We start from the raw sequence: 24,595 nt of genomic DNA on the forward strand, positions 1-24,595 counted from the left end.
CCGATTCGGAATGTGACAAGCGATTGCGATACGTCCCTCAGCATCTGACCCGGCTTTTTGACGTGCGCGGCACAGCGCGCCGCGGAGCGAGGGCCCATGCTGTTTGACGATCTGCCCCGCAACCATGAGACCATCGTCAGCGTGCTGGTGCCGGTCGCCGTGCCTGCGCCTTATACCTACAAGGTTCCGGCGGAGATGAGCGTGCGCCCCGGCGCGATCGTGCGTGTGCCGCTGGGCCCGCGCGAGGTGGTGGGCGTCGTCTGGGATGTAGAGCCGGAAGCGGGCATCGATCCGCGCAAGCTGAAATCCATCACCCATGTCTATGACGCCCCGCCGCTGGGCGATGAACTGCGCCGCTTCATTGACTGGGTGGCGAACTGGACGCTGGCCGCTCCGGGCATGGTGGCCCGCATGGTGCTGCGCTCGGAAGATGCGCTGGAGCCGGAAGCGCCCGTTTCCGGCGTCATCCGCGTCGAAGGCGCGGCGCCTGACCGGGCAACCCCTGCCCGCTCTAGGGTGCTGGCGCTGATGGAAGACGGCATGGCCTGGACGAAGCCGGGCCTCGCCGCGTCGGCGGGTGTCAGCGCCTCGGTCATCGACGGGCTGTTGCAGCAGGGCGTTCTGGAAACCGTGGCGATGACCGCCAGCCCCCTGCCCCTGCCGCCGGATCCGGCCTTTGCCCCGCCGCAGCTGACACCAGCCCAGAGCACCGTTGCTTCCGCGCTTGTGGAGAGCTTCGCCAAGGGCGGCGTGGTGTCGCTGATTGATGGCGTCACCGGCTCGGGCAAGACGGAGGTCTATTTCGAGGCTGTGGCGGAGGCCATCCGGCGCGGGCGCCAGGCGGTGATTCTGGTGCCGGAAATCGGCCTGACGGAACAGTTCCTGCGCCGCTTCGAGCAGCGCTTCGGCGTGCCGCCGGCCGAGTGGCATTCGGAAATCACGCCGAAGAAACGCGCCCGCGTCTGGCGCGGGGTGGCGAAGGGCGAGATCCCAGTGGTGGTTGGCGCGCGCTCGGCGCTGTTCCTGCCCTTTGCCAATCTGGGGCTCATTGTCGTGGACGAAGAACACGACACCGCCTTCAAGCAGGATGACCGGGTGTCCTACAACGCCCGCGACATGGCCGTGGTGCGCGGGCATCTGGCGCGCTTTCCCGTGGTACTGGCTTCTGCAACGCCCTCTGTCGAGAGCCGGGTGAATGCGGATACGGGCCGCTACGTGCGCCATGTGCTGCCGGAGCGTGCGACGGGCGCAGCCCTGCCGGAACTGGGGCTCATCGACATGCGCACCGAAGGGCCGGAGCGCGGCCGCTGGCTGGCGCCTGCCATGATCGAAGCCATCCGCCAGACCTTTGCCGAAAAACATCAGTCGCTCCTGTTCCTCAACCGGCGCGGCTATGCTCCGCTGACGCTCTGCCGCTCCTGCGGCCACCGGTTCCAGTGCGGTCATTGCAGCGCCTGGCTGGTGGAACACCGGATGAAGGGCAAACTGGTGTGCCACCACTGCGGCCATCAGGAGCCCGTGCCCCGCGCCTGCCCCGCGTGCGGCACGCAGGATGCACTTGTTGCATGCGGCCCCGGCGTGGAGAGAATCGCCGAAGAGGTGGAAGGGCTTTTTCCGCAGGCACGCACCCTCATCCTGTCGTCGGATATCAGCGGCGGCCCGGAGCGGCTGCGGCGGGAAATGAAGATCGTCGAGGATGGCGGTGCCGACATCATCATCGGTACGCAGCTTGTCGCCAAGGGCCATAATTTTCCGCTCATGCGGCTTGTCGGCGTGGTGGATGCGGACCTTGGCCTTGCCCATGGTGACCCGCGTGCGGCCGAGCGCACCTTCCAGCTGCTGGCACAGGTGACAGGCCGGGCCGGGCGCATGACCGGCGGCGGGCGCGGATTGCTGCAAAGCTACTCACCCGATCATCCGGTGCTGAAGGCGCTGGTTTCTGCTGACCGCGAGGCCTTTTACCAGGCCGAGATCGAGACCCGCCGCGTTACAGGCCTGCCGCCTTTCGGGCGGCTGGCGGCGCTGATCATCTCCGGCCCCGAGAAGGCCCAGGCTGAAGGATTTGCCCGCGCCGTGCTGCGCGCCGCCCCGCCGCATCAGGGCATCACCGTGCTGGGCCCGGCCGAGGCGGCGATGGCGCTGGTGCGCGGCCGCCACCGCTTCCGCCTGCTCGCCATGGCACCCCGGCAGGTGGACCTTCAGGGCTATCTGCGGCACTGGATGAGCCTTGTTCCCCCCGCTCGCGGCGGGTTGCGGCTGCAGATCGATATCGACCCGCAGCAGTTTTTGTGACCGCTGTTGCACGTTGCGGCAAGATTCCGCCGAAATGCAGCATTTCTGCCCACTGGCAAAGTTGCACACCTCGGTGGGCTGTGTTATTCGAGGCGCGGCTTCTGGGGGGTGCGGTTCTGCCGTCAAACCTTATGACCCTGAAAAACCAATAATTTTCAAGGCATTGACTCGGGGTTGACCCTTGCCGGTGCCAAGAAATGTGTCAGAGAGCTCGGACCTGGTGACTGACAACGTATCTCTCGTATCCGGCGTCGCGAAGCGCTATGCTTCTGCCCTGCTGGACCTTGCCGGGGACGGCGGCGTGACCGCAGACGTCGAGCGTGATCTCAACGCGTTTGAAGGCATGCTTGCCGAAAGCGCAGATCTCGTCCGTCTGGTGCGCAGCCCCGTATTCAGCGCCGAAGAGCAGCTTGCGGCTCTGGACGCGCTGCTTGCCAAGGCCGGTATCACCGGTCTTGCCGCGAATTTCGTGAAGCTGGCTGCAAAGAACCGCCGCCTCTTCGTTCTTCCCGACATGATCAAGGCCTTCCGGGCGCTTCTCGCCGAGAAGCGTGGCGAGGCGACTGCTGAAGTCGTTTCCGCTGCTCCCCTGTCGGATGCGCATGTCGCTGCCCTGAAGGAGGCTCTCTCGGCTTCCACGGGCAAGTCCGTCAAGATCGCCGCGAGCGTTGATCCTGCCCTCATTGGCGGCCTTGTCGTCAAGGTCGGCAGCCGCATGATCGACACGTCGCTGCGCACCAAGCTCAATACTCTCAAGTTCGCAATGAAAGAGGTCGGCTGATGGATATTCGGGCCGCGGAGATTTCCGCTATCCTCAAGGACCAGATCAAGGGTTTCGGCCAAGAAGCCGAAGTGTCCGAAGTCGGTCAAGTGCTTTCCGTCGGTGACGGTATTGCGCGCGTTTACGGTCTGGACAATGTCCAGGCCGGTGAAATGGTCGAGTTCCCGGGCGGTATCCGGGGCATGGCGCTCAACCTTGAAACCGACAACGTCGGTGTCGTGATCTTCGGTTCCGACCGCGACATCAAGGAAGGCGACACTGTCAAGCGTACCGGCGCCATCGTGGAAGTCCCGGTCGGCAAGGGCCTGCTCGGCCGCGTTGTCGATCCGCTGGGCAACCCGCTGGACGGCAAGGGCCCGATCGAAGCGACTGAAATGCGCCGCGTCGACGTCAAGGCTCCCGGCATTCTGCCGCGCAAGTCCGTGCACGAGCCGATGTCCACCGGTCTCAAGGCGATCGACGCCCTGATCCCGATCGGCCGCGGCCAGCGCGAGCTCGTTATCGGTGACCGCCAGACCGGCAAGACCGCGATCATCCTCGACACCTTCCTCAACCAGAAGCCGCTTCATGAAGGCTCGGACGAGAGCAACAAGCTGTACTGCATCTACGTTGCAGTCGGCCAGAAGCGCTCCACCGTCGCGCAGTTCGTGAAGACCCTGGAAGACAGCGGTGCTCTCGCCTACTCCATCGTCGTCGCCGCGACCGCTTCGGATGCAGCACCGCTGCAGTTCCTGGCTCCGTTCGCCGGCTGCGCCATGGGCGAGTACTTCCGCGACAACGGCATGCATGCCGTGATCGGTTACGACGACCTGTCCAAGCAGGCCGTGGCTTACCGCCAGATGTCCCTGCTGCTCCGCCGCCCGCCCGGGCGCGAAGCTTTCCCGGGCGACGTGTTCTACCTGCACTCCCGTCTGCTGGAGCGTGCGGCCAAGCTGAACGAGGACAACGGCCTCGGTTCGCTCACCGCGCTGCCGGTCATCGAGACCCAGGCAAACGACGTGTCGGCCTACATTCCGACCAACGTGATCTCGATCACCGACGGTCAGATCTTCCTTGAAACCGACCTGTTCTACCAGGGCGTCCGCCCGGCCGTGAACGTGGGTCTGTCGGTGTCGCGCGTCGGCTCCGCGGCCCAGATCAAGGCGATGAAGCAGGTGGCAGGCCCGATCAAGGGCGAGCTGGCTCAGTACCGCGAAATGGCGGCCTTTGCCCAGTTCGGCTCAGACCTCGATGCCACCACCCAGCGCCTGCTGAACCGCGGTGCCCGTCTGGTCGAGCTGCTGAAGCAGCCGCAGTTCTCACCGCTGAAGACGCAGGAGCAGGTTGCCGTCATCTACGCCGGCGTGAACGGCTACCTGGACAAGATCCCGGTGGAACGCGTTCGCGAGTTCGAGGCTGGCCTGCTGCTCTCCCTGCGTGGTGAGCATGCTGACCTCCTCGACGCCATCTGGCAGAAGAAGGCCCTCGACGATGAGCTGACCGCGCGCCTTCGTGCCGCGATCGAAGCTTTCGCCAAGAGCTTCTCGTAAACCAGAAACGCTGTCGGGATAAGGAGCAGGGGCGGCCATGCCGAGCCTGAAGGACCTAAGAAACCGTATCGCCTCGGTCAAGGCGACGCAGAAGATCACCAAGGCCATGAAAATGGTGGCCGCGGCGAAGCTGCGTCGCGCCCAGGACGCTGCGGAGGCGGCCCGGCCCTATGCGGAACGCATGGAGCAGGTGCTGGCCAACATTGCCGCTGCCTTTGAAGGCCGCGATGATGCGCCGAAGCTGATGACCGGTACGGGGCGCGATCAGGTACATCTCCTGATCGTTGCCACCGCCGAACGCGGCCTGTGCGGCGGCTTCAACTCCTCGATCGCCAAGCTGGCGCGCGAGCGGGCCCGGAGCCTGATTGCACAGGGCAAGGAGGTGAAAATCCTCTGCGTGGGCAAGAAGGGCTTCGATGCCATCAAGCGCGAGCTTGGCAAGTACGTCATCCGCACCATCGAGCTGCGCGGCGTGAAGTCCATTGGCTATGCCAATGCGACTGACATCTCGGACACTGTCTTCAAGATGTTCGAGGCCGGCGAGTTCGACGTCTGCACCCTGTTCTTTGCCGAATTCAAGTCGGTGATCAGCCAGGTGCCGACCGCGCAGCAGCTCATCCCGGCCAAGCTGCCGGAGACGGCCAAGGCTGCCGGTGGTGCGTCGCTGGTGTACGAGTACGAGCCCGACGAGGCCGCTATTCTCACCGACCTTCTGCCCCGCAATGTGTCGGTGCAGATCTTCCGTGCGCTCCTTGAAAACGCTGCCTCCGAGCAGGGCGCCCGCATGTCCGCCATGGACAATGCGACCCGCAACGCAGGCGACATGATCAAGAAACTGACACTGCGCTACAACCGCCAGCGTCAGGCTCAGATCACCAAGGAACTGATTGAAATCATCTCGGGCGCCGAAGCGCTCTGACCGGATCGAGGATTGAGGGATGGCTGACAATAAAGTCGGACAGATCACCCAGGTCATCGGCGCCGTGGTCGACGTCAAGTTCGACGGCCACCTGCCGCAGATTCTGAACAGCCTGGAAGCGGACAACCAGGGCACCCGTCTGGTGCTCGAAGTTGCCCAGCATCTCGGCGAAAACACCGTTCGCACCATTGCGATGGACTCCACCGAAGGCCTCGTGCGCGGCCAGAAGGTCACCGACACCGGTGCCCCGATTGCCGTGCCGGTTGGCGATGGCACCCTCGGCCGCATCATGAACGTGATCGGCGAGCCGGTTGACGAAGCCGGTCCGATCCCCCATGACGCCAAGCGTGCCATTCACCAGGAAGCTCCGAGCTTCGTCGAGCAGTCGACCGAAGCGCAGATCCTGGTCACCGGCATCAAGGTGGTGGACCTGCTGGCTCCCTACGCCAAGGGCGGCAAGATCGGCCTGTTCGGCGGCGCTGGCGTCGGCAAGACCGTTCTGATCATGGAGCTCATCAACAACGTCGCAAAGGCGCACGGCGGTTACTCCGTGTTCGCAGGCGTGGGTGAGCGTACCCGTGAAGGCAACGATCTTTACTGGGAAATGATCGAATCGGGCGTGAACAAGAAGGGCGGCGGCGAAGGCTCCAAGGCTGCTCTCGTTTACGGCCAGATGAATGAGCCCCCCGGGGCCCGTGCCCGCGTTGCTCTGACCGGTCTGACCGTCGCCGAGCATTTCCGTGACCAGGGCCAGGACGTGCTGTTCTTCGTGGACAATATCTTCCGCTTCACCCAGGCCGGTTCCGAAGTGTCCGCTCTGCTCGGCCGTATCCCGTCCGCCGTGGGTTACCAGCCGACGCTGGCGACCGACATGGGCACCATGCAGGAACGCATCACCACCACCACCAAGGGTTCGATCACCTCGGTGCAGGCCGTTTACGTGCCCGCCGACGACTTGACCGACCCGGCGCCGGCTTCGACCTTCGCCCACCTCGACGCAACGACGGTTCTCAACCGTTCGATCGCCGAAAAGGGCATCTATCCGGCCGTGGACCCGCTGGACTCGACCTCGCGCATGCTGGATGCCCGCATCATCGGCGAAGAGCACTACAATGTGGCTCGCCAGGTGCAGCAGACCCTGCAGCGTTACAAGGCTCTGCAGGACATCATCGCGATCCTGGGCATGGACGAGCTGTCTGAAGAAGACAAGCTGACCGTGGCCCGCGCCCGCAAGATCGAACGCTTCCTGTCCCAGCCGTTCTTCGTGGCCGAAGTCTTCACCGGTTCGCCGGGCAAGCTCGTCGCTCTCGAAGACACGATCAAGGGCTTCAAGGGTCTGGTCGAAGGCGAATACGATCACCTGCCGGAAGCTGCCTTCTACATGGTTGGCAACATCCAGGAAGCGATCGAGAAGGCCCAGCGCCTGGCTGCTGAAGCTGCCTGATGCGATCTGCCGCTGCCGGACCCCGGCAGCGGCCTGTAACCGGCGGGCGCCCGCGTGGCGCCGCCTCTTGCAGGGCGGCTTTGCCGCCCGCATTGCGACGAACAAAGGACACGCCAGATGGCACAGCCATTTCAGTTTGAGCTTGTCTCCCCTGAGCGCCTTCTCCTGTCGGACAAGGTTCTCGAGGTCACCGTTCCCGGCAGCGAAGGCGAGTTTGGTGTCCTGAAGGATCACAGCCCGTTCATGGCCACCATGCGTCCGGGCCTGCTGAAGGTTCGCACCGGCGAAGGAAAGCTGGTCGAGTACTTCGTGCGCGGCGGCTTTGCCGACGTGTCCACCAGCGGCCTCACCGTTCTGGCCGAGCAGGCCATTCCGGTTTCGGAGCTGAAGGCCGACGTCATCGCCCAGCAGGTGCAGGACGCCCGTGAGGATGTTGCCGACGCCCGCGACGATGAGGCCCGCACCAAAGCCGAAGCAACGCTGGCCCAGCTGATCGAGATCCAGACGGCGCTCAAGGCGGCCTGAGGGTAACGAACGGTCACGCTCATACCGTATGCATTTCGAAACGCGGTTCTCCGGAGCCGCGTTTTTTGTTTGCCTGATCGCAAGCTCAAAGCACGCGTCCGCCCAAGAAAAAACCCGGCTCAACGGGGAGCCGGGTTGAAAAAGGACAGCCAGGAGGAGGAAAGCTGCCCTGTCTTGAGTTCCGCTTGTCTCAGGCTGCGATGCGCTTGAAGACCGGAGCAGCTGCGCTCCTGGAGCGGCGGCGTTCTTCCGGCGGCATGTAGACAAGCGCGCGGTGATCAGCGCAGTAAGACGTGCCGGACTCGACACGCACATTGCACGGGAACGTGTAGTTGCCGCTGTCACCTTCGGCCCACTTGCAGCGGCCAGGACGCGGGAGGCTCAGAGCATTTTCCATCTTCTTTTCCTTCTTGGCGGTCTCTGTTGCACGGAAAAGCAAAAGACAGGCCGCTCCTCCGGAGCATCCCGGGCGGCCAGACGTCGCATTCTCGTGCTGGAATTTCATGGCGGAGCCAAACAGGACCAAGTCCGCGTCAGCAACCGCAAATCAAGTGCAGGTTACATAATGCCCTTGCAGACTTTGCGCAAGAGCTTAGCCGTCATGGAAGACCTGCAGGCAAAGCATGGCTGCAACTGCAGTTAACTTTCTGTCAATACTCCGCCTTCCGCAGCCAGAGACTCACGCGTGTCGAGATCAAGCCGCGCCGCCCGGCCCAGTTCAACTTCGGCACAGACATCACCATGCGCGCCAATGAGATGTCTGGCACCCGTATCACCTTGAAGCTGCATGAGATCTTCGCGAAAACGCGTGTCGATGAGCACCGGATTGCCGCGCTTGCCCTCTGCCGTCGCCAGCACGATCAGACGCCCTTCGCTGCGGTCATGGGCTGCGATCAGGGCATCGATCATGGCGCCGGTGATGCGCGGCATGTCACCCAGCAGAATCACGACCCCATCGAGATCTTCCGGCAGGGTCCGCAGCCCAAGCCGGATGGAACTCGCCATGCCCTCGTCAAAGCCGGGATTGATGACCGCCCGCACGCGGCTTCCGTCTGCTTCTTCACTCACCCGCTCCGCCATGTGGCCGGTGACCATGATCACCTCTTCGAGATAGCTGGCATCTGCCGCGTCAATCACATGACGCACCACGCTCTTGCCCTCCAGCTGCGCCAGAAGCTTGTTGCCGCCCGCCATGCGGCTGGAGCTGCCCGCCGCCAGAATGATGCCGCCATAACGGCCGCTGGCACTCGCGGCTGAAAACTTGCCCGCCCCCTGTTGCCGGGGCTGCGGCCGGCTGGCGATTTCCATAAGGAGACCGCCGACGCCAAGCCCGGTCACAACATCTGGCGTGACAGGAAGCCCCGCCAGAAGCCGGTTCAGCACCCAGTCAAAGCCATTCTCCGCCGGGCTGCGGGCACAGCCCGGCGCGCCGATGACCGGCATGCCCTCCAGCTCGCCCAGCAGCATCAGATTGCCCGGATCCACCGGCATGCCGAAGTGAATCACCCGGCCACCCGCCTGTTCGATGGCTGCGGGCAGAACATCGCGCCGGTCGGCGATGGCGGAGGCGCCGAACAGAACGAAGAAATCCGCCCCCTGGCGCTTCAGGGCGGCAAGCGCTTCAGCTACCGGGTCTCTGTCATGGGGCACCCGGTGCTCGGCAATCACCGTGCTGCCGGAAGGCTCTAGCCGGCGCTCAAGCACCTTGCGGGTCTTGTCCATGGTGACCGGCTTTAGCTGCGGCAACAGGGTTGCCACCAGCCCCACCCGGCGGGGCCGGTAGGGTGCAACGCGGATTGCCCCGGCTCCGGCCAGTTCCGCCGCAGCCAGATGCTGTTCGGCCACCGCATAAGGAATGATCTTCGCTGTCGCCACCATCCGGCCCGCCTTGACGGCGGCAAATTCCGGCAGGGTGGCGAAGGTCAGCGCCGGATCAATGCGGTTCATGGCATCGACCTTCTGCCGGTCAATGACCAGCACGCCATTCACCTCCGCATGAAGATTGACGCGGCCGGTCTGCACCCCGTCGCGGATCAAGCCGCTGCCTGCGGCTGCCTTTGCCAGCCGCTGCGCTGCCGTGTTTTCATCCACGTCGCCCGGTTCGAGCCGCGCCACCGTTATGTCCGTCAGTCCCGCTGCGGCCAGCGCCTCAATGTCGGCTGCGGTAAGGCGGTGCCCCTTCTTCAGCAGCCCGTTTGCGGTGCGCGTCGCATGAACCAGCAACGCACCTTCGGCCTGCGCCAGAGGAACTGAGCCAAACTGCATCAGCGCCCTCCGCCCGGCTTGCGCAGCGCGGCAATCACCTCGCCCAGAACCGCGACAGCGATTTCTGCCGGGGAGGCCGCGCCAATATCAAGGCCGATGGGGGCGCGGATGCGGGCAAGGTCCGTTTCTGAAACGCCTGCTGCCGCCAGCCGCTGCAAGCGGGAGGCATGGGTCTTGCGGCTGCCAAGCGCCCCCACGTAGAAGCACCCGGCCTCAAGGGCGCTTTCCAGCGCAAAGTCGTCGATCTTCGGATCATGGGTAACAGCTGCCAGTGCCGTATAGGCATCCAGCGGGCGGGTGCTCAAGGCATCCTGCGGCCAGTCGGCCATCAGCACGTCAGCCGGAAAGCGCTCCGGACAGGCAAAGGCCGTACGCGGGTCGATGACCGTGACGTCGAATCCGGCAATCTGCGCCATGGGCAGAAGCGCCTGCGAAATATGCACCGCGCCGATAATCATGAGGCGCGGTGATGGCACGGAAACGGTGAGGAACGCCTGCGATCCATCTTCTGCCGTCACCAGCCCGGACGCACCGGATAAAAACCGCTTGCCAAGTTCTGCGGCAAAAGGGTCCGCGGCATCCAGCTCCCTTTTTTTCACCAGCCGCTGGGCGCCGCTGGCAAGCTCCGTCACCAGAATAGCGGCACGGCGGGCCGAACGCTCCTCATTGAGAGCGGCAAGAAGATCAAGCTGCATGGGTCACCGGCTCCACATAGACGCGGATGCGCCCGCCGCAGGACAGGCCAACCCGCCAGGCTGTTTCATCGGCAACGCCGAACTCCAGCATGGAGGCCTTGCCGGAAGCGATCACATCCGCCGCTTCAGCCACCACTGCGCCTTCGACACAGCCGCCAGAGACCGAGCCCTCAAAATTGCCCTCCGCGTCAATAACAAGATGGGAGCCTACAGGTCTGGGGGCCGAGCCCCAGGTCTCCACCACCGTCGCCACCGCCACCTTGCGGCCTGCCTTCACCCAGGCTTCTGCCACTGCCAGTTCGTCCGCCATGGCTCTCTCCCTCATGGTCTTTCCCACAAGGATATAGGGATGATGCAGGCGCTGGAAAGAAAAACCCGTTCAGCCGGACCAGCTGCATAAATACGGGCCGAAAAAGGAACAGCGCCCCGGAGGGCCGGGGCGCTGCAGCGGAACCCGGCATGATGGGTGCGCATGCCGGGGCCCGTTTGGAAAGCTGTAAAACGCAAGACAGCCGCAGCGATTGCTGCGGCTGTCTCTGTTCTCCTTCCGTCATTCCCAGCCGGGAAGCGGATTACTCAGCCGCGTTGCGCGATGCCGGAGCTGCGGCCAGCACGGAGCTGTCCACTGCGTCTTCGAACTTGGCGAAGTTGTCGATGAACATCTGCACCAGCTTCTTGGCCTGCGCGTCATAGGCGGCCTTGTCCGCCCAGGTTTCACGCGGGTTCAGAATGGCGCTGTCGACGCCCGGAACGGCTTCCGGAACGGCGAAGCCGAAGTTCGGGTCCATGCGGAAGGCAGCGCTCTTCAGCGAGCCATCCAGCGCCGCACGCAGCAGCGTGCGGGTTGCCTTGATCGGCATGCGGCTGCCCGTGCCATAGGCCCCACCCGTCCAGCCGGTGTTCACCAGCCAGCAATCGACGCCCTGCTCGGCGATGAGATCACGCAGCAGGTTGCCGTATTCGCTCGGATGGCGCGGGATGAAAGGCGCGCCGAAGCAGGTCGAGAAGGTCGCCTGCGGCTCGGTGACACCCTTTTCCGTGCCCGCCACCTTCGCGGTGTAGCCGGAGAGGAAGTGGTACATCGCCTGCGCCGGGGTCAGCCGGGCGATCGGGGGCATCACGCCGAAGGCATCGGCGGTCAGCATGATGATCGTTTTCGGCTGCGGTGCAACGCCTGTGGTGCTGGCATTCGAGATGAAGTGGATCGGATAGGCCGCACGGGTGTTTTCGGTCTTCGAGCCATTGTCGAAATCCGGCACGCGGGCTTCATCCAGCACCACGTTTTCCAGCACGGTGCCGAAACGCTGCGTCGTGGAGAAAATCTCCGGCTCGGCTTCCTTCGACAGCTTGATGGTCTTGGCGTAGCAGCCGCCTTCGAAGTTGAAGACGCCGGTCTTGCCCCAGCCGTGCTCGTCGTCACCGATGAGAGTGCGCTCCGGATCAGCGGAGAGCGTGGTCTTGCCGGTGCCCGACAGGCCGAAGAAGACAGCCGTGTCGCCGTCCTTGCCAACGTTGGCCGAGCAATGCATCGGCATGACGCCCTGCGGCGGCAGAAGGTAGTTGAGGAAGGTGAAGACGGACTTCTTCATCTCGCCTGCATAGGACGTGCCGCCGATGAGCACGATCATGCGCGACAGGTCGCAGGCGATGACCGTTTCGGAGCGGCAGCCGTGACGTGCCGGATCTGCCTTGAAGTCCGGCAGATCGATGATGGTCATCTTCGGCACGAAGGTGGACAGCTCGTCCGCCTTCGGGCGGATCAGCAGGTTGCGGATGAACAGCGAGTGCCAGGCAAACTGGGTATAGACACGTACGGGAAGACGATAGGCCGCCTCGGCGCCGCCGTAGAGATCCTGCGCGAACAGATCCTTACCCTTGGCATGATCGAGGAAGTCGCCCAGCAGAACGTCGAACTGCTCCGGCGTCATCTTTGCGTTGTTGTCCCACCAGACCTGATCTTCGGTCGAAGCATCACAGACAACGAACTTGTCCTTCGGCGAACGGCCCGTGTGGGTGCCGGTGTCAGCCACCAGAGCCCCGCCGGCCGACAGCCGCGCCTCACCGCGCTGCAGCGCGTATTCGTAAAGAGACGGTTCGTTCTGGTTCCAATAAATCGCACCGAGCCCCGTCAGGCCGATTGTTTCAAGGCCGCAGGCCGGGTTCCGGACACCTGTCTCTTTCATGATCGCGCAGTCCCTTAATCTGTCTACACGCGCCGGAGGGCCGGGGGATCGCACCTGATCTGCTGCCCCTCAAGTCCCGGCGCAGGCGGACCCTAGTTGATCTGCTGCTGCGCAACAAGAGAACAGAAAGGATGATTTGACCATTTAATCGATTAAAAAACAAAGACTTGGCAAAACGATTTATTTCGGACCGTGAATTTAAGCAAAACTGTGACGCAGAACACTTTGTCTTTCGCAGATCACACCCACATGACAGAGGGACGCTCAGGTTCCTGCCTTATAAAAACGGCGGCTAATGGAACCGGCACAATATTAAAGAGTTGGTATGCAATTGCCTTTGCCTTATTTTATGCGCAATTGCGGGGCCAAAGGCTGAAGGTGAGTTACGACATTGACGGATCAAAGGACGAAGACCCGCATCATGCCGACTATTGCACTCGTCGACGATGACCGTAACATCCTGACTTCGGTTTCCATTGCACTGGAATCCGAAGGATACAGGGTCCAGACCTATACGGATGGCGCTTCCGCCCTGGATGGTCTTCTCAGCGACACGCCCAATCTTGCGATCTTCGACATCAAGATGCCGCGGATGGACGGGATGGAACTGCTGCGCCGCCTGCGCCAGACCTCGGACCTGCCGGTGATCTTCCTCACCTCCAAGGATGACGAGATCGACGAGCTGTTCGGCCTGAAGATGGGCGCGGACGATTTCATCCGCAAACCCTTCTCCCAGCGCCTGCTGGTGGAGCGCGTGCGCGCCGTGCTGCGCCGGGTGCAGCCGCGCGATGCCTCCGCCCCGCGCGAGGATGGCGACAAGCTGCTGGAACGCGGCCAGCTTCTGATGGATCAGGAGCGCCACACCTGCACCTGGAACGGCAAGCCGGTGACGCTGACCGTGACCGAATTCCTCATCCTCTCGGCGCTGGCCCAGCGCCCGGGCGTGGTGAAGAGCCGCAACGCACTGATGGACGCAGCTTACGACGACCAGGTCTATGTGGACGACCGGACCATCGACAGCCACATCAAGCGCCTGCGCAAGAAGTTCAAGATGGTGGACGACGACTTCGACATGATCGAGACCCTTTATGGCGTCGGCTACCGGTTCCGGGAGACCTGAGGGTTCCTGACGCCAGATGGCAACTGACACCGGGGAAGACACGCACCTTCACGAGAAGGAGCAGGACGGTAACACCCGCGCTGAAGCCAGCGCGGGTGAACGCACGTCTCCGGCTGCCTTGCGGCACCTCGGCAACCCGCGCCTGCGCAGACGCTTCCTGAACCGGGCCGGCGCGCTTCTCGGCACCTATGTCTTCTCATCGCTGACCCGGCGCATCGTGGTGCTGAACCTTGCCGGACTCATTGCTCTGGTGTCCGGCATTCTCTATCTCAACCAGTTCCGCGCCGGGCTGATCGACGCGCGTGTGCAGAGCCTTCTGACCCAGGGCGAGATCATCGCCGGCGCCATCGCCGCATCGGCCACGGTGGACACGGGTGCCATCACCGTGGACCCGGAGCGCCTGCTGCAGATGCAGGCGGGCGAAACGCTGATGCCCAGCACGACAACGGTGGAATCCCTCGATTTTCCCGTCAATCCCGAGCGTGTGGGGCCGGTGCTGCGGCGGCTCATCTCGCCGACCAAGACCCGTGCCCGGATTTACGACACGCAAGGGATGCTGATCCTCGATTCGCGCCAGCTTTACAGCCAGGTCATGCGCTACGACCTGTCCCCGCCCACGGTGCAGGAGGATGGCTTCTTTGACCGGATCTGGCAGTCGGTGAAAACCTGGCTGCGGCGCGGCGATCTGCCTGTCTATCAGGAGGCCGGTGCCGGTGACGGGCTGATCTATCCAGAGGTCGAAGCCGCCGTTTCCGGCTCCCCGGCCAGCATCGTGCGCCTGTCACCGCGCGGCGAGCTTATCGTCTCCGTGGCCGTGCCGATCCAGCGGTTCCGTCAGGTGGTGGGCGCACTTCTGCTCTCCACGCAAGGGGGAGACATTGACGCGATCGTCAGCGCCGAACGGATTGCGATCATCCGCGTGTTCATGGTGGCCGCAGGCGTCATGCTCGTCATGTCGATCCTGACGGCCGGAACCATTGCCGGCCCCGTACGCCGCCTTGCTGCGGCGGCAGAGCGGGTGCGGCGCGGCGGCAAGTCTCGTCAGGAGATCCCGGAGTTTTCCGACCGGCAGGACGAAATCGGCCATCTTGCCCGCTCCTTCCGCGACATGACCAATGCGCTCTATAACCGCATGGATGCCATCGAGCGCTTTGCGGCCGATGTGGCGCATGAGCTGAAAAACCCGCTGACCTCGCTGCGCAGCGCCGTGGAAACCCTGCCGCTGGCGAAATCAGACAATTCGCGCGCCCGCCTGCTGGAGGTGATCCAGCATGACGTGCGCCGCCTTGACCGCCTGATCACCGACATCTCCGACGCCTCGCGGCTGGATGCAGAACTGGCGCGAGGCAGTGCGGAAGCGCTGGACGCCAGCCGCCTCTTGCGCAATGTCGCCGACATGGCCAACCAGCGTGCCGCCGAAGATGCCCCGCGCGTGATCCTGACCATCGCTGACGTGAAGAATGCCGATGTGAAGGGCAGCAGCACCCGGCAGGACCGGCATGCAGACAAGGCAACTGAAAAGGCGGAAGAGAAGGGCTATCTGATCCTTGGCCATGACAGCCGGCTGGCGCAGGTGATCAACAATCTGATCGACAATGCCCGCTCCTTCTCCCCCCCTGGGGGAACTGTGCGCGTTGGCGCCAGCCGCAAGGGCAATGCAGTCGTCATCACCGTCGATGACGACGGACCCGGCATCCGTGCCGAAAAGATCGAGCGCATTTTCGAGCGTTTTTATACCGACCGGCCCGATGGTGAGGCCTTTGGCAACAACTCCGGCCTTGGCCTGTCGATCTCGCGCCAGATCATCGAGGCGCACCGGGGCACGATCACGGCGGAGAACCGCACGGAGACCGATCCGGAAACCGGAGAGAAGACCATATTGGGTGCGCGCTTCATCATCACCCTGCCCGCAGGCGGCAGCGCATGAATGGCCACGCGTCTCATGGTGGCCTGCTGGTGCATGGCTGTGCGGTCATCCTCGGCACCACGGGTGTGCTGATCCGCGGCCCCTCGGGGTCCGGCAAGTCGCGGCTGGCGGCGGAACTGGTGGAGCGGGCAGGCCGCAACGGCCATTTCGCTGCCCATGTGGCCGATGACCAGTGCCTGCTGGACGCGACGGAGGCCGGCCTGAGAGCACGGGCTCCGCAGACCATCGCCGGGCTGGCGGAGCTGCGCGGGCGCGGGATCGTGCCTGTCATTCATGAACCCGCGGCCCTGATCAGCCTTGTGGCCGATCTTGAGCCGGCAGCAAAAATCGAGCGCATGCCGGAGGCAGATGCCCTCTCCACAGTGCTGCTTGATAGCAGGATTGCCCGTCAGCCAGTGCCCTCTGGCGATGCGGCAGGCGCAGTGGCCTTGATCCGGGAGGCTCTGCGCGCGATTTATCCGGGAAAGCGGCCGCCTGTTTAGGCCGTGTAAAGAGAAAACTGCTTGCTTTGGGCGCCACGCTTGCCGACATTGCGGCAACAGCGTTCAGATCCGGCGCAAGCCCCGGGAAACCGGACAGACCGGACCCACGACGAAAGACACAGGTCGGCAAGGCATGATTGGACTGGTACTCGTGACCCATGGCCGCTTGGCGGAAGAGTTCAAGGCGGCACTTGAGCACGTGGTTGGCCCGCAGACGCAGGTCGCAACGATTGCGATCGGTCCGGAGGACAACATGGAGCAGCGCCGTCAGGATATCCTCGGCGCTGTCGAGGAGGTCAACACCGGTGCAGGTGTCGTGCTCCTGACCGACATGTTCGGCGGCACGCCCTCGAACCTTGCCATCTCCGTGATGGACGGCAAGACCATCGAGGTGATTGCCGGGGTGAACCTGCCGATGCTGATCAAGCTGGCCAGCGTGCGCGCCGACCGGGGCCTTGCCGATGCGGTGGAAGAAGCCCGCAAGGCCGGCCAGAAATACATCTCCGTCGCCAGCCAGGTTCTGTCCGGCAACGGCTGACGCCAGCGCCCCGAAGAAAGACACTGACCACGATGGATGCCGCGCCAAACATGACACGCCTCGAACGCAGCCTGCTGATCGTCAACCAGCGCGGCCTCCACGCCCGCGCCTCCGCCAAGCTGGTGAAGCTGGTGGACACGTTCAACGCGGATGTGCGCGTGTCAAAGGACGGACAGACCGTCGGCGGCACCTCGATCATGGGCCTGATGATGCTCGCCGCTGCGCCCGGCTGCAGCATACATGTGGAAGTGACCGGCCCCGAAGCCGAAGCTGCCCTGACCGCCATCGCTGCACTTGTGGCGGACAAGTTTGGCGAGGAAGATTGAGGGGCAACGCCCCATCTTCGCACTTTCCGGAATTTTCCCAGTGATATCTAGAGCCTGACCGCGCGCGCATTTCAGCGTGCCGGATATTTGCGCGCGCCCGCCAACACTCCCTTAACCCCGTTCCCGCATTTCGTTCCTCATATAAAGAAATCTTTATATCCGCATTGATAGGTCTGAAAGGCCGCTATATAAGGAGCGGAATGGGATTCCGGGGCTGCTGCCGTGAGGCGGGCAGGCCTGGCCGGGTGCATCGCACCTTCGTGCCGCCAAGGGGCGGTTGCTGAAACAGAACAGGATCAGGTCATGACCGACTATATCGTCAAGGACATCAAGCTCGCCGATTGGGGCCGGACGGAAATCGAGATCGCCGAAACCGAGATGCCGGGCCTGATGGCCAGCCGCGCCGAGTTTGCCGCGTCCCAGCCGCTGAAGGGCGCCCGCATCGCAGGCTCGCTGCACATGACCATCCAGACGGCCGTGCTCATCGAGACGCTGGTGGCTCTGGGCGCCGAAGTCCGCTGGGCTTCCTGCAACATCTACTCCACCCAGGATCAGGCAGCCGCTGCCATCGCTGCTGCCGGCATTCCGGTCTTCGCCATCAAGGGCGAGACGCTGGAAGAGTACTGGGACTATGCCGACCGGATCTTCGACTTCCCGGAAGGCGCCAACATGATCCTCGACGATGGCGGTGATGCCACGCTCTACATCCTGCTCGGCGCGCGCGTCGAAGCCGGTGAGACCGGCCTCATCGAAGACCCGAAGTCCGAAGAGGAAGAATACCTCTTTGCCCAGATCAAGAAGCGCATGGCCAAGAACCCGGGCTGGTTCACCAAGCAGCGCGATCTGATCCAGGGCGTCACCGAAGAGACCACCACGGGCGTGCTGCGCCTTTACGAGATGCAGAAGAAGGGCCAGCTGCCCTTCCCGGCCATCAACGTGAACGACAGCGTCACCAAGTCCAAGTTCGACAACCGCTATGGCTGCCGTGAGTCGCTGGTGGACGGCATTCGCCGCGGCACCGACGTGATGATGTCCGGCAAGGTCGCCGTGGTCTGTGGTTATGGCGATGTGGGCAAGGGCTCGGCCCAGTCGCTGGCCGGTGCCGGCGCGCGCGTCATCGTCACCGAAATCGACCCGATCTGCGCCCTGCAGGCCGCCATGGACGGTTTCGACGTGAAGACGCTGGATCAGGTGGCAGGCACGGCTGACATCTTCGTCACCGCCACCGGCAACAAGGACATCATCACCCTCGACCACATGCGGGCGATGAAGGACATGGCCATCGTCTGCAACATCGGCCACTTCGACAACGAGATCCAGGTTGCCGCGCTGAAGAACCTGCAGTGGCGCCCGGTCAAGGATCAGGTGGACATGGTCGTCTTCCCGGACGGCAAGCGCATGATCCTTCTGTCGCAGGGCCGCCTCGTCAACCTTGGCAACGCCACCGGCCATCCGAGCTTCGTGATGTCGGCCAGCTTCACCAACCAGGTGCTGGCGCAGATCGAACTCTTCACCCGTGGTGACCAGTACAAGAACGAGGTCTACGTGCTGCCGAAGCATCTGGACGAGAAGGTTGCCCGCCTGCACCTCGCCAAGCTGGGCGTCACGTTAACCGAATTGTCGGACGACCAGGCCCAATATCTGGGGATTAACAAGACCGGTCCGTTCAAGTCCGAGCACTACAAGTACTGATTTCAAGCGCACGGCACACCAGATATTGTGCCGTATGGAATCGGACTTGCGTAGAAGCACAAATGCAGGCCCCGTCCACCCTGACGGGGCCTGTTAACTTTTCATCAACAGACTCTTTAGCGCGATTCCCGAACAAGGTATGGTCAAGACGAATCAGGGGATTGAGGCAGCTCCCTGACGACTCCGGCCCCCGGCCGGACTGAATGGCGGCAAAAGAGGTAGGCAGATGCCGGTAGACGGCGGTTCACGCTTGCGCAAGGGCGCAGGGCGGCGGAGACGGATTCTGAAAACGCTCTCCCTCTCGGGCGTGAGCGCTCTTGCCCTCGCCGCCAGCATGGGCAGCAGCCTGGCACAGGCTGCAAACACCTCCACCACACAGTTCGGCGCCGACCAGATGGTCTGGCTGGCTGCCCTTGGCGGGGCCTGCGCCTTTGCCGTCACGGCCTCCTTCGCCTTCCTGCGCAACCGCCGCACCAGCGCTGCCCGCATCGGCGCACTTTCGCGCGAGAACCGCGATCTCAAGCTTTTCGTCGACCGGCTCGAATCCATGCTCAATACCGAAGAGCAGCGGATCATCGCCTGGACCGGGCTTGGCGAACGCCCGGGCCTGACGCCGCATGTCTGGGGCAATCTGCCCGACACCTGCGGTGCGCCGCGCAGCGCCGCCCAGCTCCTGAGCTTTTCAACTTGGCTGGATGCGAAATCGGCCGAGCTGCTGGAAGATCACCTCGCCCGCCTGCGCAGCATTGGCGAGGCTTTCTGCATCACGCTGGAAACCCGCCACCGGACCTATATCGAGGCTGTAGGCCGCACGGCGGGCGCCGCCTCCGTGCTGCGCCTGCGCGATCTGACCGGTGACCGCCAGTCGCAGGCGGAACTTGCCGCCCGCAACGCGCGCCTGTCCGGCGAACTTTACATGCTGCATGCCCTGTTGGAGGCCATGCCCGCCCCGGCCTGGCAGACGGATGCGGAAGGCAAGGTCAACTGGGCCAACCGCGCCTATGCCCGCGCCGTCGATTGCGCCTCGCCCGAGGCGGCCGTCAGCGGCGCCGTTGAATTCCTGGATGCCCCGGCGCGCGAGGCCATGAGCCGCGAGCGCAACGATGACGGCTGCTTCCGCTCGCGCATGCCGATCGTGGCCGCTGGTGAGCGCCGCGTCTTTGAAGTGACGGATGTCCGCTCCAACGTCGGCAGTGCCGGCATTGCCATCGACATTTCCGAGCTGGACCGCACCAAGAAGGAACTGAAGCGCACCGAGGAATTCCACGGACGCACGCTGGACCAGCTGGCAACGGCCGTGGCCATCTATGGCGCCGACCGCAAGCTGCAGTTCTACAACGCCGCCTTCCGCGCCCTGTGGGATCTGGACACCGGTTTCCTCGATGGCCAGCCGGAAGACGGCATCGTCCTCGACACGCTGCGTGCCGGGCGCAAGCTGCCCGAGCAGGCCGATTACCGCGTCTGGCGCACCAAGATGCTGGAAAGCTATCAGTCGCTGGAAGCGCGGGAAAGCTGGTGGCATCTGCCGGACGGGCGCACGCTGCGCGTCATCGCCAACCCGCATCCGCAGGGCGGCGTCACCTATATCTACGAGAACGTGACCGAGCGGCTGGACCTCGAAAGCCGCTACAACGCGCTGATCCGCGTGCAGGGCGAGACGCTGGACAATCTGTCCGAGGCCGTTGCCGTGTTCGGCTCCGACGGGCGCCTGCGCCTTTGGAACCCGGCCTTCAGCGAAATCTGGGCGATGCCGGAAGACCAGCTTTCGGTGATGCCGCATGTCAATGACATCGTGAACACCTGCGCCGCCAATACGGGCGAAATGGATGCCTGGCGCCAGCTGGCAGGCTCCATCACCGGACTGATGGACAGCCGTACCCATCTGGCAGGCCGCATGGAGCGGCGCGATGGCTCGGTGCTGGACTATGCCACCGTGCCTCTGCCGGATGGCGGCACGCTGGTGACCTTTGTTAACGTTACCGACAGCGTCAACATGGAGCGCGCGCTCGTTGAAAAGAACGAGGCGCTGCAGCAGGCGGACGATCTGAAGAACGCCTTCATCCAGCACGTCTCCTACGAACTGCGCTCGCCGCTGACCAACATCATCGGTTTCGCCCAGCTTCTGTCCGATCCGAAATTCGGCGAGCTTTCCGACAAGCAGGGCGAGTACGCAGAGTACATCCTGTCCTCGTCCTCGGCGCTGCTGGCCATCATCAACGACATTCTCGACCTTGCCACCATCGATGCGGGCATCATGGAGCTGGATCTGAGCGAAGTGGACGTGGCACAGACCGTGTCTGCCGCCGTCGAGGGCCTGAAGGACCGGCTGGTCGACTCCCAGATCGTGCTGCGCACCCATGTCCCGGACGATATCGGCACCATTCTGGCGGACGAGCGCCGCTTGCGGCAGGTGCTGTTCAACCTCATTTCCAACGCCGTCCGCTATTCCGAGGAAGGCGGCATCATCGATGTCACGTGCAAGCGGCAGGGCGCGACTGTCGTCTTCACTGTCAAGGACCATGGCTGCGGCATTCCGCAGGAGATGATCGAGGCCGTGTTCAACCGCTTTGTCGGCCATGACTCGGGCGCAAGGCGCCGGGGTGCAGGGTTGGGCCTGTCCATCGTCAAGAGCTTCGTGGAACTGCACGGCGGCCATGTGGAGATCCAGTCACGGGAGGGTAACGGCACGACCGTGACCTGCACGTTTCCCGCCAAGCCCGAAGTGACCGGCCGGGTTGCTGCCGAGTAAGCCCGGCATGAGCCCCGCGCATCCGCTCTCCCCCACACTCAGCCTCACCATCGCCGATGAAGCCGCCATGGAGCGGCTGGCCGAAGACATGGCCGCCATCCTTGGCCCCGGTGATGTAATTGCACTCAGTGGAGATCTGGGCGCGGGCAAATCCACTTTCAGCCGCGCCCTGCTGCGTGCCTTTGCCGGTGACCCCGCGCTGGAAGTGCCGAGCCCCACCTTCACCCTTGTCCAGACCTATGATCTGAAGCGGCTGACCATCTCCCACCTTGATCTCTACCGCCTGGAAGAGCCCGAAGAGCTGGAAGAACTGGGGCTGGATGATCTGACGGCCACGGGCGCTGCGCTGATCGAATGGCCGGAAAAGGCCGGCCGTTTCCTTCCAGCCAGCCGCCTGATCCTGTCCATCGCCCATTCGGGAGCAGATGACGCCCGTGAGGTGACCTTCTCTTTCGCCAGCCCCGCCGCTGAAAGCCGCTGGACAGAGCGGCTGGCGCGGACGCAGCGCATCCGGGCGCTGGCAGATGCTGCCAGTTTCCAAGGCGCAGAGCGGCGCTACCTGACCGGAGACGCCTCGGCGCGGGCCTATGAGGTGATCCGCAAGCCGCAGAAATCTGCGGTGCTGATGAATTCCCCTGCCGCCTATGACCTGGCAAAGCCGGGCGGTATGCCGAGCTACAGCGAGACCGTGCACCGCGCCCGCACCGTCGATGCCTTCATCGCGCTGACCGGCGAGCTGCGGCGGCGCGGCTACAGCGCGCCGGAGCTTTATGCCATCGACCGGGACGCGGGCCTGCTGCTGCAGGAGAACCTTGGCGGCGAAGGGATCATCACGCCTGACCGCCGCCCTATTCCGGAGCGCTATGCCGCCGCCGTGCAGCTGCTGGCGGAGATGCATGCGGACACTGACTGGCCGCAGGATCTGCCCGTGTCCGGCATGGGTGGCATGGAGCTGGCGCGCCATGCCGTCCCGGCCTATTCGGAAAATGCCCTGCTGACGGAGGCTGATCTCTTTCTCGAATGGTATGTGCCCTGGCGCGCCGGAGCTGATCCCGCCACCCTGCCCGCAACACCGGATGCGCAGGAGCGGGCCGAATACCGCGCCTTGTGGCAGACGGCCTTAGCCCGGATCGCAGGTGCCCAGACAGGCTGGGTGATGCGGGACTATCACTCTCCCAACATCCTGTGGCTGAAGGAACGCGAGGGGCACGCGAAGCTGGGCCTCATCGACTATCAGGATTGCGTCATCGGCCCCGTTGCCTATGACCTTGCCTCCCTGCTGCTCGATGCGAGGGTGGATATCCCGCGCACGCTGGAAGACGAATTGCTGGCCGGCTATCTCGCCAGCCGCAAGGCGCAGGATGCGGGCTTTGACGAAGAGCTGTTCCGGGCCGCTTATGCGGTCATGGGTGCGCAGCGCGTTGCGAAGATCCTCGGCGCTTTCGTCCGGCTGAAATATGCCTATGGCAAGCCGCAGTACATGGCTCATATGACGCGCATGACGGACTATCTCGACCGCACCCTCGCCCATCCGGCGCTGGCGGAACTGGCTGACTGGTTCCGGGCACGGGTGAGTTAACCCGAGCCATCCATGGGCATTTGCAAGGCGTCAGAGGCCGGTTCCCTGACGCCTTCCGGTCAGGCCCTGACGTAGACCCAAGCCCGCTTTCCGGACTTCAGCAGCACCTCGACACGGATGTAATCATCCACCTCATAGGCATCTGCGGCGGCAAGCTCTTCAGCCGTTATCGCAAACACGGTGCCCTTCACTTCATCGTCCGGATTGCTGCTGGGCACGACCACTGGGTGGAACCGCTGACCACTCTGGCGCAGAACCTCGGGATCGGTGATCTCGATCATGCCGGTTGTGTAGCCGGTCATGGCATCCTCTTCCCCGGAAAGCAGACGGCCGAAAGAAGACTGCTGGACGGACGGCAGCTGCAGCGTGCCATAGGAGAAGAGCAGAACGGGCGCATTCACTGTCATGGCAAACTCCGGACCGGGCCCTTGAGAGGCCTCACCAAGGCACCCTGTGCTTTGCATAGCTGAAAAAACCGGTCAAATGGCACACCGCGAAAAATGCTCATGTGCCTTGAGAATTCAGTCACGTTCCAGCCGGTAGCTGGTAGAGGCTCACAAGCCGCACCCGGCCCCACTTGCCTTGAGGGCGCGAAGCAGGCACTGCTAGAGTTTGTCAGGGAAAAGTGGGTACCGGTTTTCCCGAAAAGACAAACGAAACAAAGTCACCCGGCACCTTTCAGGCTCGATCCGAGCCTGAAAGGTGCCGGGCGAAGGCCCCGGCTTGCTGGAGGCTTCGGCATTTCCTATCTCCGGCAGGTGATTTCAACCGGAGCAGTTTGCAGGTTTCTCATGACGAACGGCGTTTTCCGTCCCCATAGCGCGATGATCCTGGCTGCCGGGCTTGGCAAGCGCATGCGCCCGATCACGGCAACGACACCCAAGCCCCTGATCGAGGTGAACGGCAAGGCTCTGATCGACCATGGCATGGACAAGCTGGCAGCTGCCGGGGTGAAACGCTGCGTCGTCAACGTTCATTACCTTGCCGATCTGGTGGAGGTGCATGCCCGCCGCCGCAAGGACCTTGAGATCATCATTTCCGACGAGCGCGAGGCGCTGCTGGAAACCGGCGGCGGCATAGCCAAGGCTCTGCCGCTGCTGGGCGATGACCCGTTCTTCGTGCTGAATGCCGATACTGCCTATTGGGTGGAAGGCGTGAAGCCCAATCTGGAACACATGATCGAGGCCTTTGACCCGGAGCGCATGGATGCGCTGCTGCTGGTGTCCGACATGGTGAACAGCGCCGGCTATCATGGGCGCGGCGATTTCCTGATGGATCCGAACGGCATTCTGGAGCGCCGTCCGGAACGCTCGGTGGCGCCCTTTGCCTATGCAGGCGCGGCCATCCTGCATCCGCGCCTCTTCCGGGATGCGCCGGAGGGCAAGTTCTCGCTCAACGTGCTGTTTGACCGGGCCATCGAGGCAGGGCGCCTGCATGGCACGCTGATGGAAGGGATCTGGCTGCATATCGGCACGCCGGAAGCGATTGCCGAAGCGGAACTCGCCGTGCGCGAAAGCGCGGACTGAAACCATTCCCGAAGGCAGGCAGG

The 24,595-nt window shown here is 63.6% G+C and carries 21 protein-coding genes; 15 read left to right on the top strand and 6 right to left on the bottom strand.

Features of this window, described 5'->3' with window-relative positions:
* The first annotated feature begins 96 nt into the window (after positions 1-96).
* The 6 genes from V6L75_RS05430 to V6L75_RS05455 all read left to right on the top strand — a co-directional run bounded on the left by V6L75_RS05430 (position 97) and on the right by V6L75_RS05455 (position 7,490).
* Complete coding sequence (locus V6L75_RS05430) at positions 97-2,292, top strand: primosomal protein N' (RefSeq protein WP_334250509.1); 2,196 nt, start codon at positions 97-99, stop codon at positions 2,290-2,292.
* A gap of 220 nt (positions 2,293-2,512) precedes the next feature.
* Entirely contained in the window at positions 2,513-3,073 is a 561-nt protein-coding gene (locus V6L75_RS05435; RefSeq protein WP_334250510.1) for a F0F1 ATP synthase subunit delta, read from the top strand.
* On the top strand, positions 3,073-4,602 hold the full coding sequence (atpA, locus tag V6L75_RS05440) for a F0F1 ATP synthase subunit alpha (protein WP_334250511.1): 1,530 nt from the start codon (positions 3,073-3,075) through the stop codon (positions 4,600-4,602). Before V6L75_RS05435 ends, atpA begins: the two co-directional genes overlap by 1 nt.
* A 37-nt stretch (positions 4,603-4,639) precedes the next feature.
* Positions 4,640-5,521: a F0F1 ATP synthase subunit gamma gene (locus V6L75_RS05445; protein ID WP_334250512.1), complete on the top strand. Its 882-nt coding sequence runs from the start codon at positions 4,640-4,642 to the stop codon at positions 5,519-5,521.
* 19 nt (positions 5,522-5,540) lie between these two features.
* Positions 5,541-6,965 carry a F0F1 ATP synthase subunit beta gene (atpD, locus tag V6L75_RS05450; RefSeq protein ID WP_334250513.1) on the top strand — a complete coding sequence of 475 codons (1,425 nt, stop codon included), beginning with the start codon at positions 5,541-5,543 and terminating at the stop codon, positions 6,963-6,965.
* A 117-nt stretch (positions 6,966-7,082) separates the two neighbouring features.
* A complete protein-coding gene (locus tag V6L75_RS05455) occupies positions 7,083-7,490 on the top strand; it encodes a F0F1 ATP synthase subunit epsilon (protein WP_334250514.1) in 408 nt (135 codons plus the stop codon).
* 190 nt (positions 7,491-7,680) lie between these two features.
* On the opposite strand, the gene V6L75_RS05460 is transcribed toward V6L75_RS05455, so the two are convergent.
* The 5 genes from V6L75_RS05460 to V6L75_RS05480 form a co-directional block, all read right to left on the bottom strand.
* Positions 7,681-7,887, bottom strand: coding sequence for a hypothetical protein (locus V6L75_RS05460; RefSeq protein WP_334250515.1), 207 nt, complete (start codon positions 7,885-7,887; stop codon positions 7,681-7,683).
* Between the two features lie 242 nt (positions 7,888-8,129).
* Positions 8,130-9,755 (bottom strand): molybdopterin-binding/glycosyltransferase family 2 protein, encoded by a 1,626-nt coding sequence (locus tag V6L75_RS05465; RefSeq protein WP_334250516.1) that lies wholly within the window; start codon positions 9,753-9,755, stop codon positions 8,130-8,132.
* On the bottom strand, positions 9,755-10,450 hold the full coding sequence (locus V6L75_RS05470) for an XdhC family protein (protein ID WP_334250517.1): 696 nt from the start codon (positions 10,448-10,450) through the stop codon (positions 9,755-9,757). Before V6L75_RS05470 ends, V6L75_RS05465 begins: the two co-directional genes overlap by 1 nt.
* Positions 10,440-10,760 (bottom strand): XdhC family protein, encoded by a 321-nt coding sequence (locus V6L75_RS05475; protein WP_334250518.1) that lies wholly within the window; start codon positions 10,758-10,760, stop codon positions 10,440-10,442. Before V6L75_RS05475 ends, V6L75_RS05470 begins: the two co-directional genes overlap by 11 nt.
* Positions 10,761-11,022: 262 nt before the next feature.
* A complete protein-coding gene (locus tag V6L75_RS05480; RefSeq protein ID WP_334250519.1) occupies positions 11,023-12,633 on the bottom strand; it encodes a phosphoenolpyruvate carboxykinase in 1,611 nt (536 codons plus the stop codon).
* A 421-nt stretch (positions 12,634-13,054) separates the two neighbouring features.
* Here V6L75_RS05480 and V6L75_RS05485 point away from each other — a divergent pair, with 421 nt between their 5' ends.
* The 8 genes from V6L75_RS05485 to tsaE all read left to right on the top strand — a co-directional run bounded on the left by V6L75_RS05485 (position 13,055) and on the right by tsaE (position 23,046).
* Positions 13,055-13,753 carry a response regulator transcription factor gene (locus V6L75_RS05485; RefSeq protein WP_026355512.1) on the top strand — a complete coding sequence of 233 codons (699 nt, stop codon included), beginning with the start codon at positions 13,055-13,057 and terminating at the stop codon, positions 13,751-13,753.
* Between the two features lie 16 nt (positions 13,754-13,769).
* Positions 13,770-15,680 carry a sensor histidine kinase gene (locus V6L75_RS05490; RefSeq protein ID WP_334250520.1) on the top strand — a complete coding sequence of 637 codons (1,911 nt, stop codon included), beginning with the start codon at positions 13,770-13,772 and terminating at the stop codon, positions 15,678-15,680.
* Positions 15,677-16,162 carry an HPr kinase/phosphorylase gene (locus V6L75_RS05495; RefSeq protein ID WP_334250521.1) on the top strand — a complete coding sequence of 162 codons (486 nt, stop codon included), beginning with the start codon at positions 15,677-15,679 and terminating at the stop codon, positions 16,160-16,162. Before V6L75_RS05490 ends, V6L75_RS05495 begins: the two co-directional genes overlap by 4 nt.
* Before the next feature lie 133 nt (positions 16,163-16,295).
* Positions 16,296-16,700, top strand: coding sequence for a PTS sugar transporter subunit IIA (locus V6L75_RS05500; protein WP_019963681.1), 405 nt, complete (start codon positions 16,296-16,298; stop codon positions 16,698-16,700).
* 50 nt (positions 16,701-16,750) lie between these two features.
* Entirely contained in the window at positions 16,751-17,026 is a 276-nt protein-coding gene (locus V6L75_RS05505) for an HPr family phosphocarrier protein (protein WP_334250522.1), read from the top strand.
* Between the two features lie 303 nt (positions 17,027-17,329).
* Entirely contained in the window at positions 17,330-18,718 is a 1,389-nt protein-coding gene (ahcY, locus tag V6L75_RS05510) for an adenosylhomocysteinase (RefSeq protein WP_334250523.1), read from the top strand.
* A 226-nt stretch (positions 18,719-18,944) separates the two neighbouring features.
* A complete protein-coding gene (locus V6L75_RS05515; protein ID WP_334250524.1) occupies positions 18,945-21,467 on the top strand; it encodes a PAS domain-containing sensor histidine kinase in 2,523 nt (840 codons plus the stop codon).
* 7 nt (positions 21,468-21,474) lie between these two features.
* Positions 21,475-23,046 carry a tRNA (adenosine(37)-N6)-threonylcarbamoyltransferase complex ATPase subunit type 1 TsaE gene (tsaE, locus tag V6L75_RS05520; protein ID WP_334250525.1) on the top strand — a complete coding sequence of 524 codons (1,572 nt, stop codon included), beginning with the start codon at positions 21,475-21,477 and terminating at the stop codon, positions 23,044-23,046.
* A 59-nt stretch (positions 23,047-23,105) separates the two neighbouring features.
* On the opposite strand, the gene V6L75_RS05525 is transcribed toward tsaE, so the two are convergent.
* On the bottom strand, positions 23,106-23,453 hold the full coding sequence (locus tag V6L75_RS05525) for a gamma-glutamylcyclotransferase family protein (RefSeq protein ID WP_334250526.1): 348 nt from the start codon (positions 23,451-23,453) through the stop codon (positions 23,106-23,108).
* 384 nt (positions 23,454-23,837) lie between these two features.
* Between V6L75_RS05525 and V6L75_RS05530 the strand changes: the two genes are divergently transcribed.
* Positions 23,838-24,572 (top strand): nucleotidyltransferase family protein, encoded by a 735-nt coding sequence (locus V6L75_RS05530; RefSeq protein ID WP_334250527.1) that lies wholly within the window; start codon positions 23,838-23,840, stop codon positions 24,570-24,572.
* Positions 24,573-24,595 lie beyond the last annotated feature (23 nt).

The sequence above is a fragment of the Pannonibacter anstelovis genome (assembly GCF_036881715.1).
GTDB classification, from domain to species: domain Bacteria; phylum Pseudomonadota; class Alphaproteobacteria; order Rhizobiales; family Stappiaceae; genus Pannonibacter; species Pannonibacter anstelovis.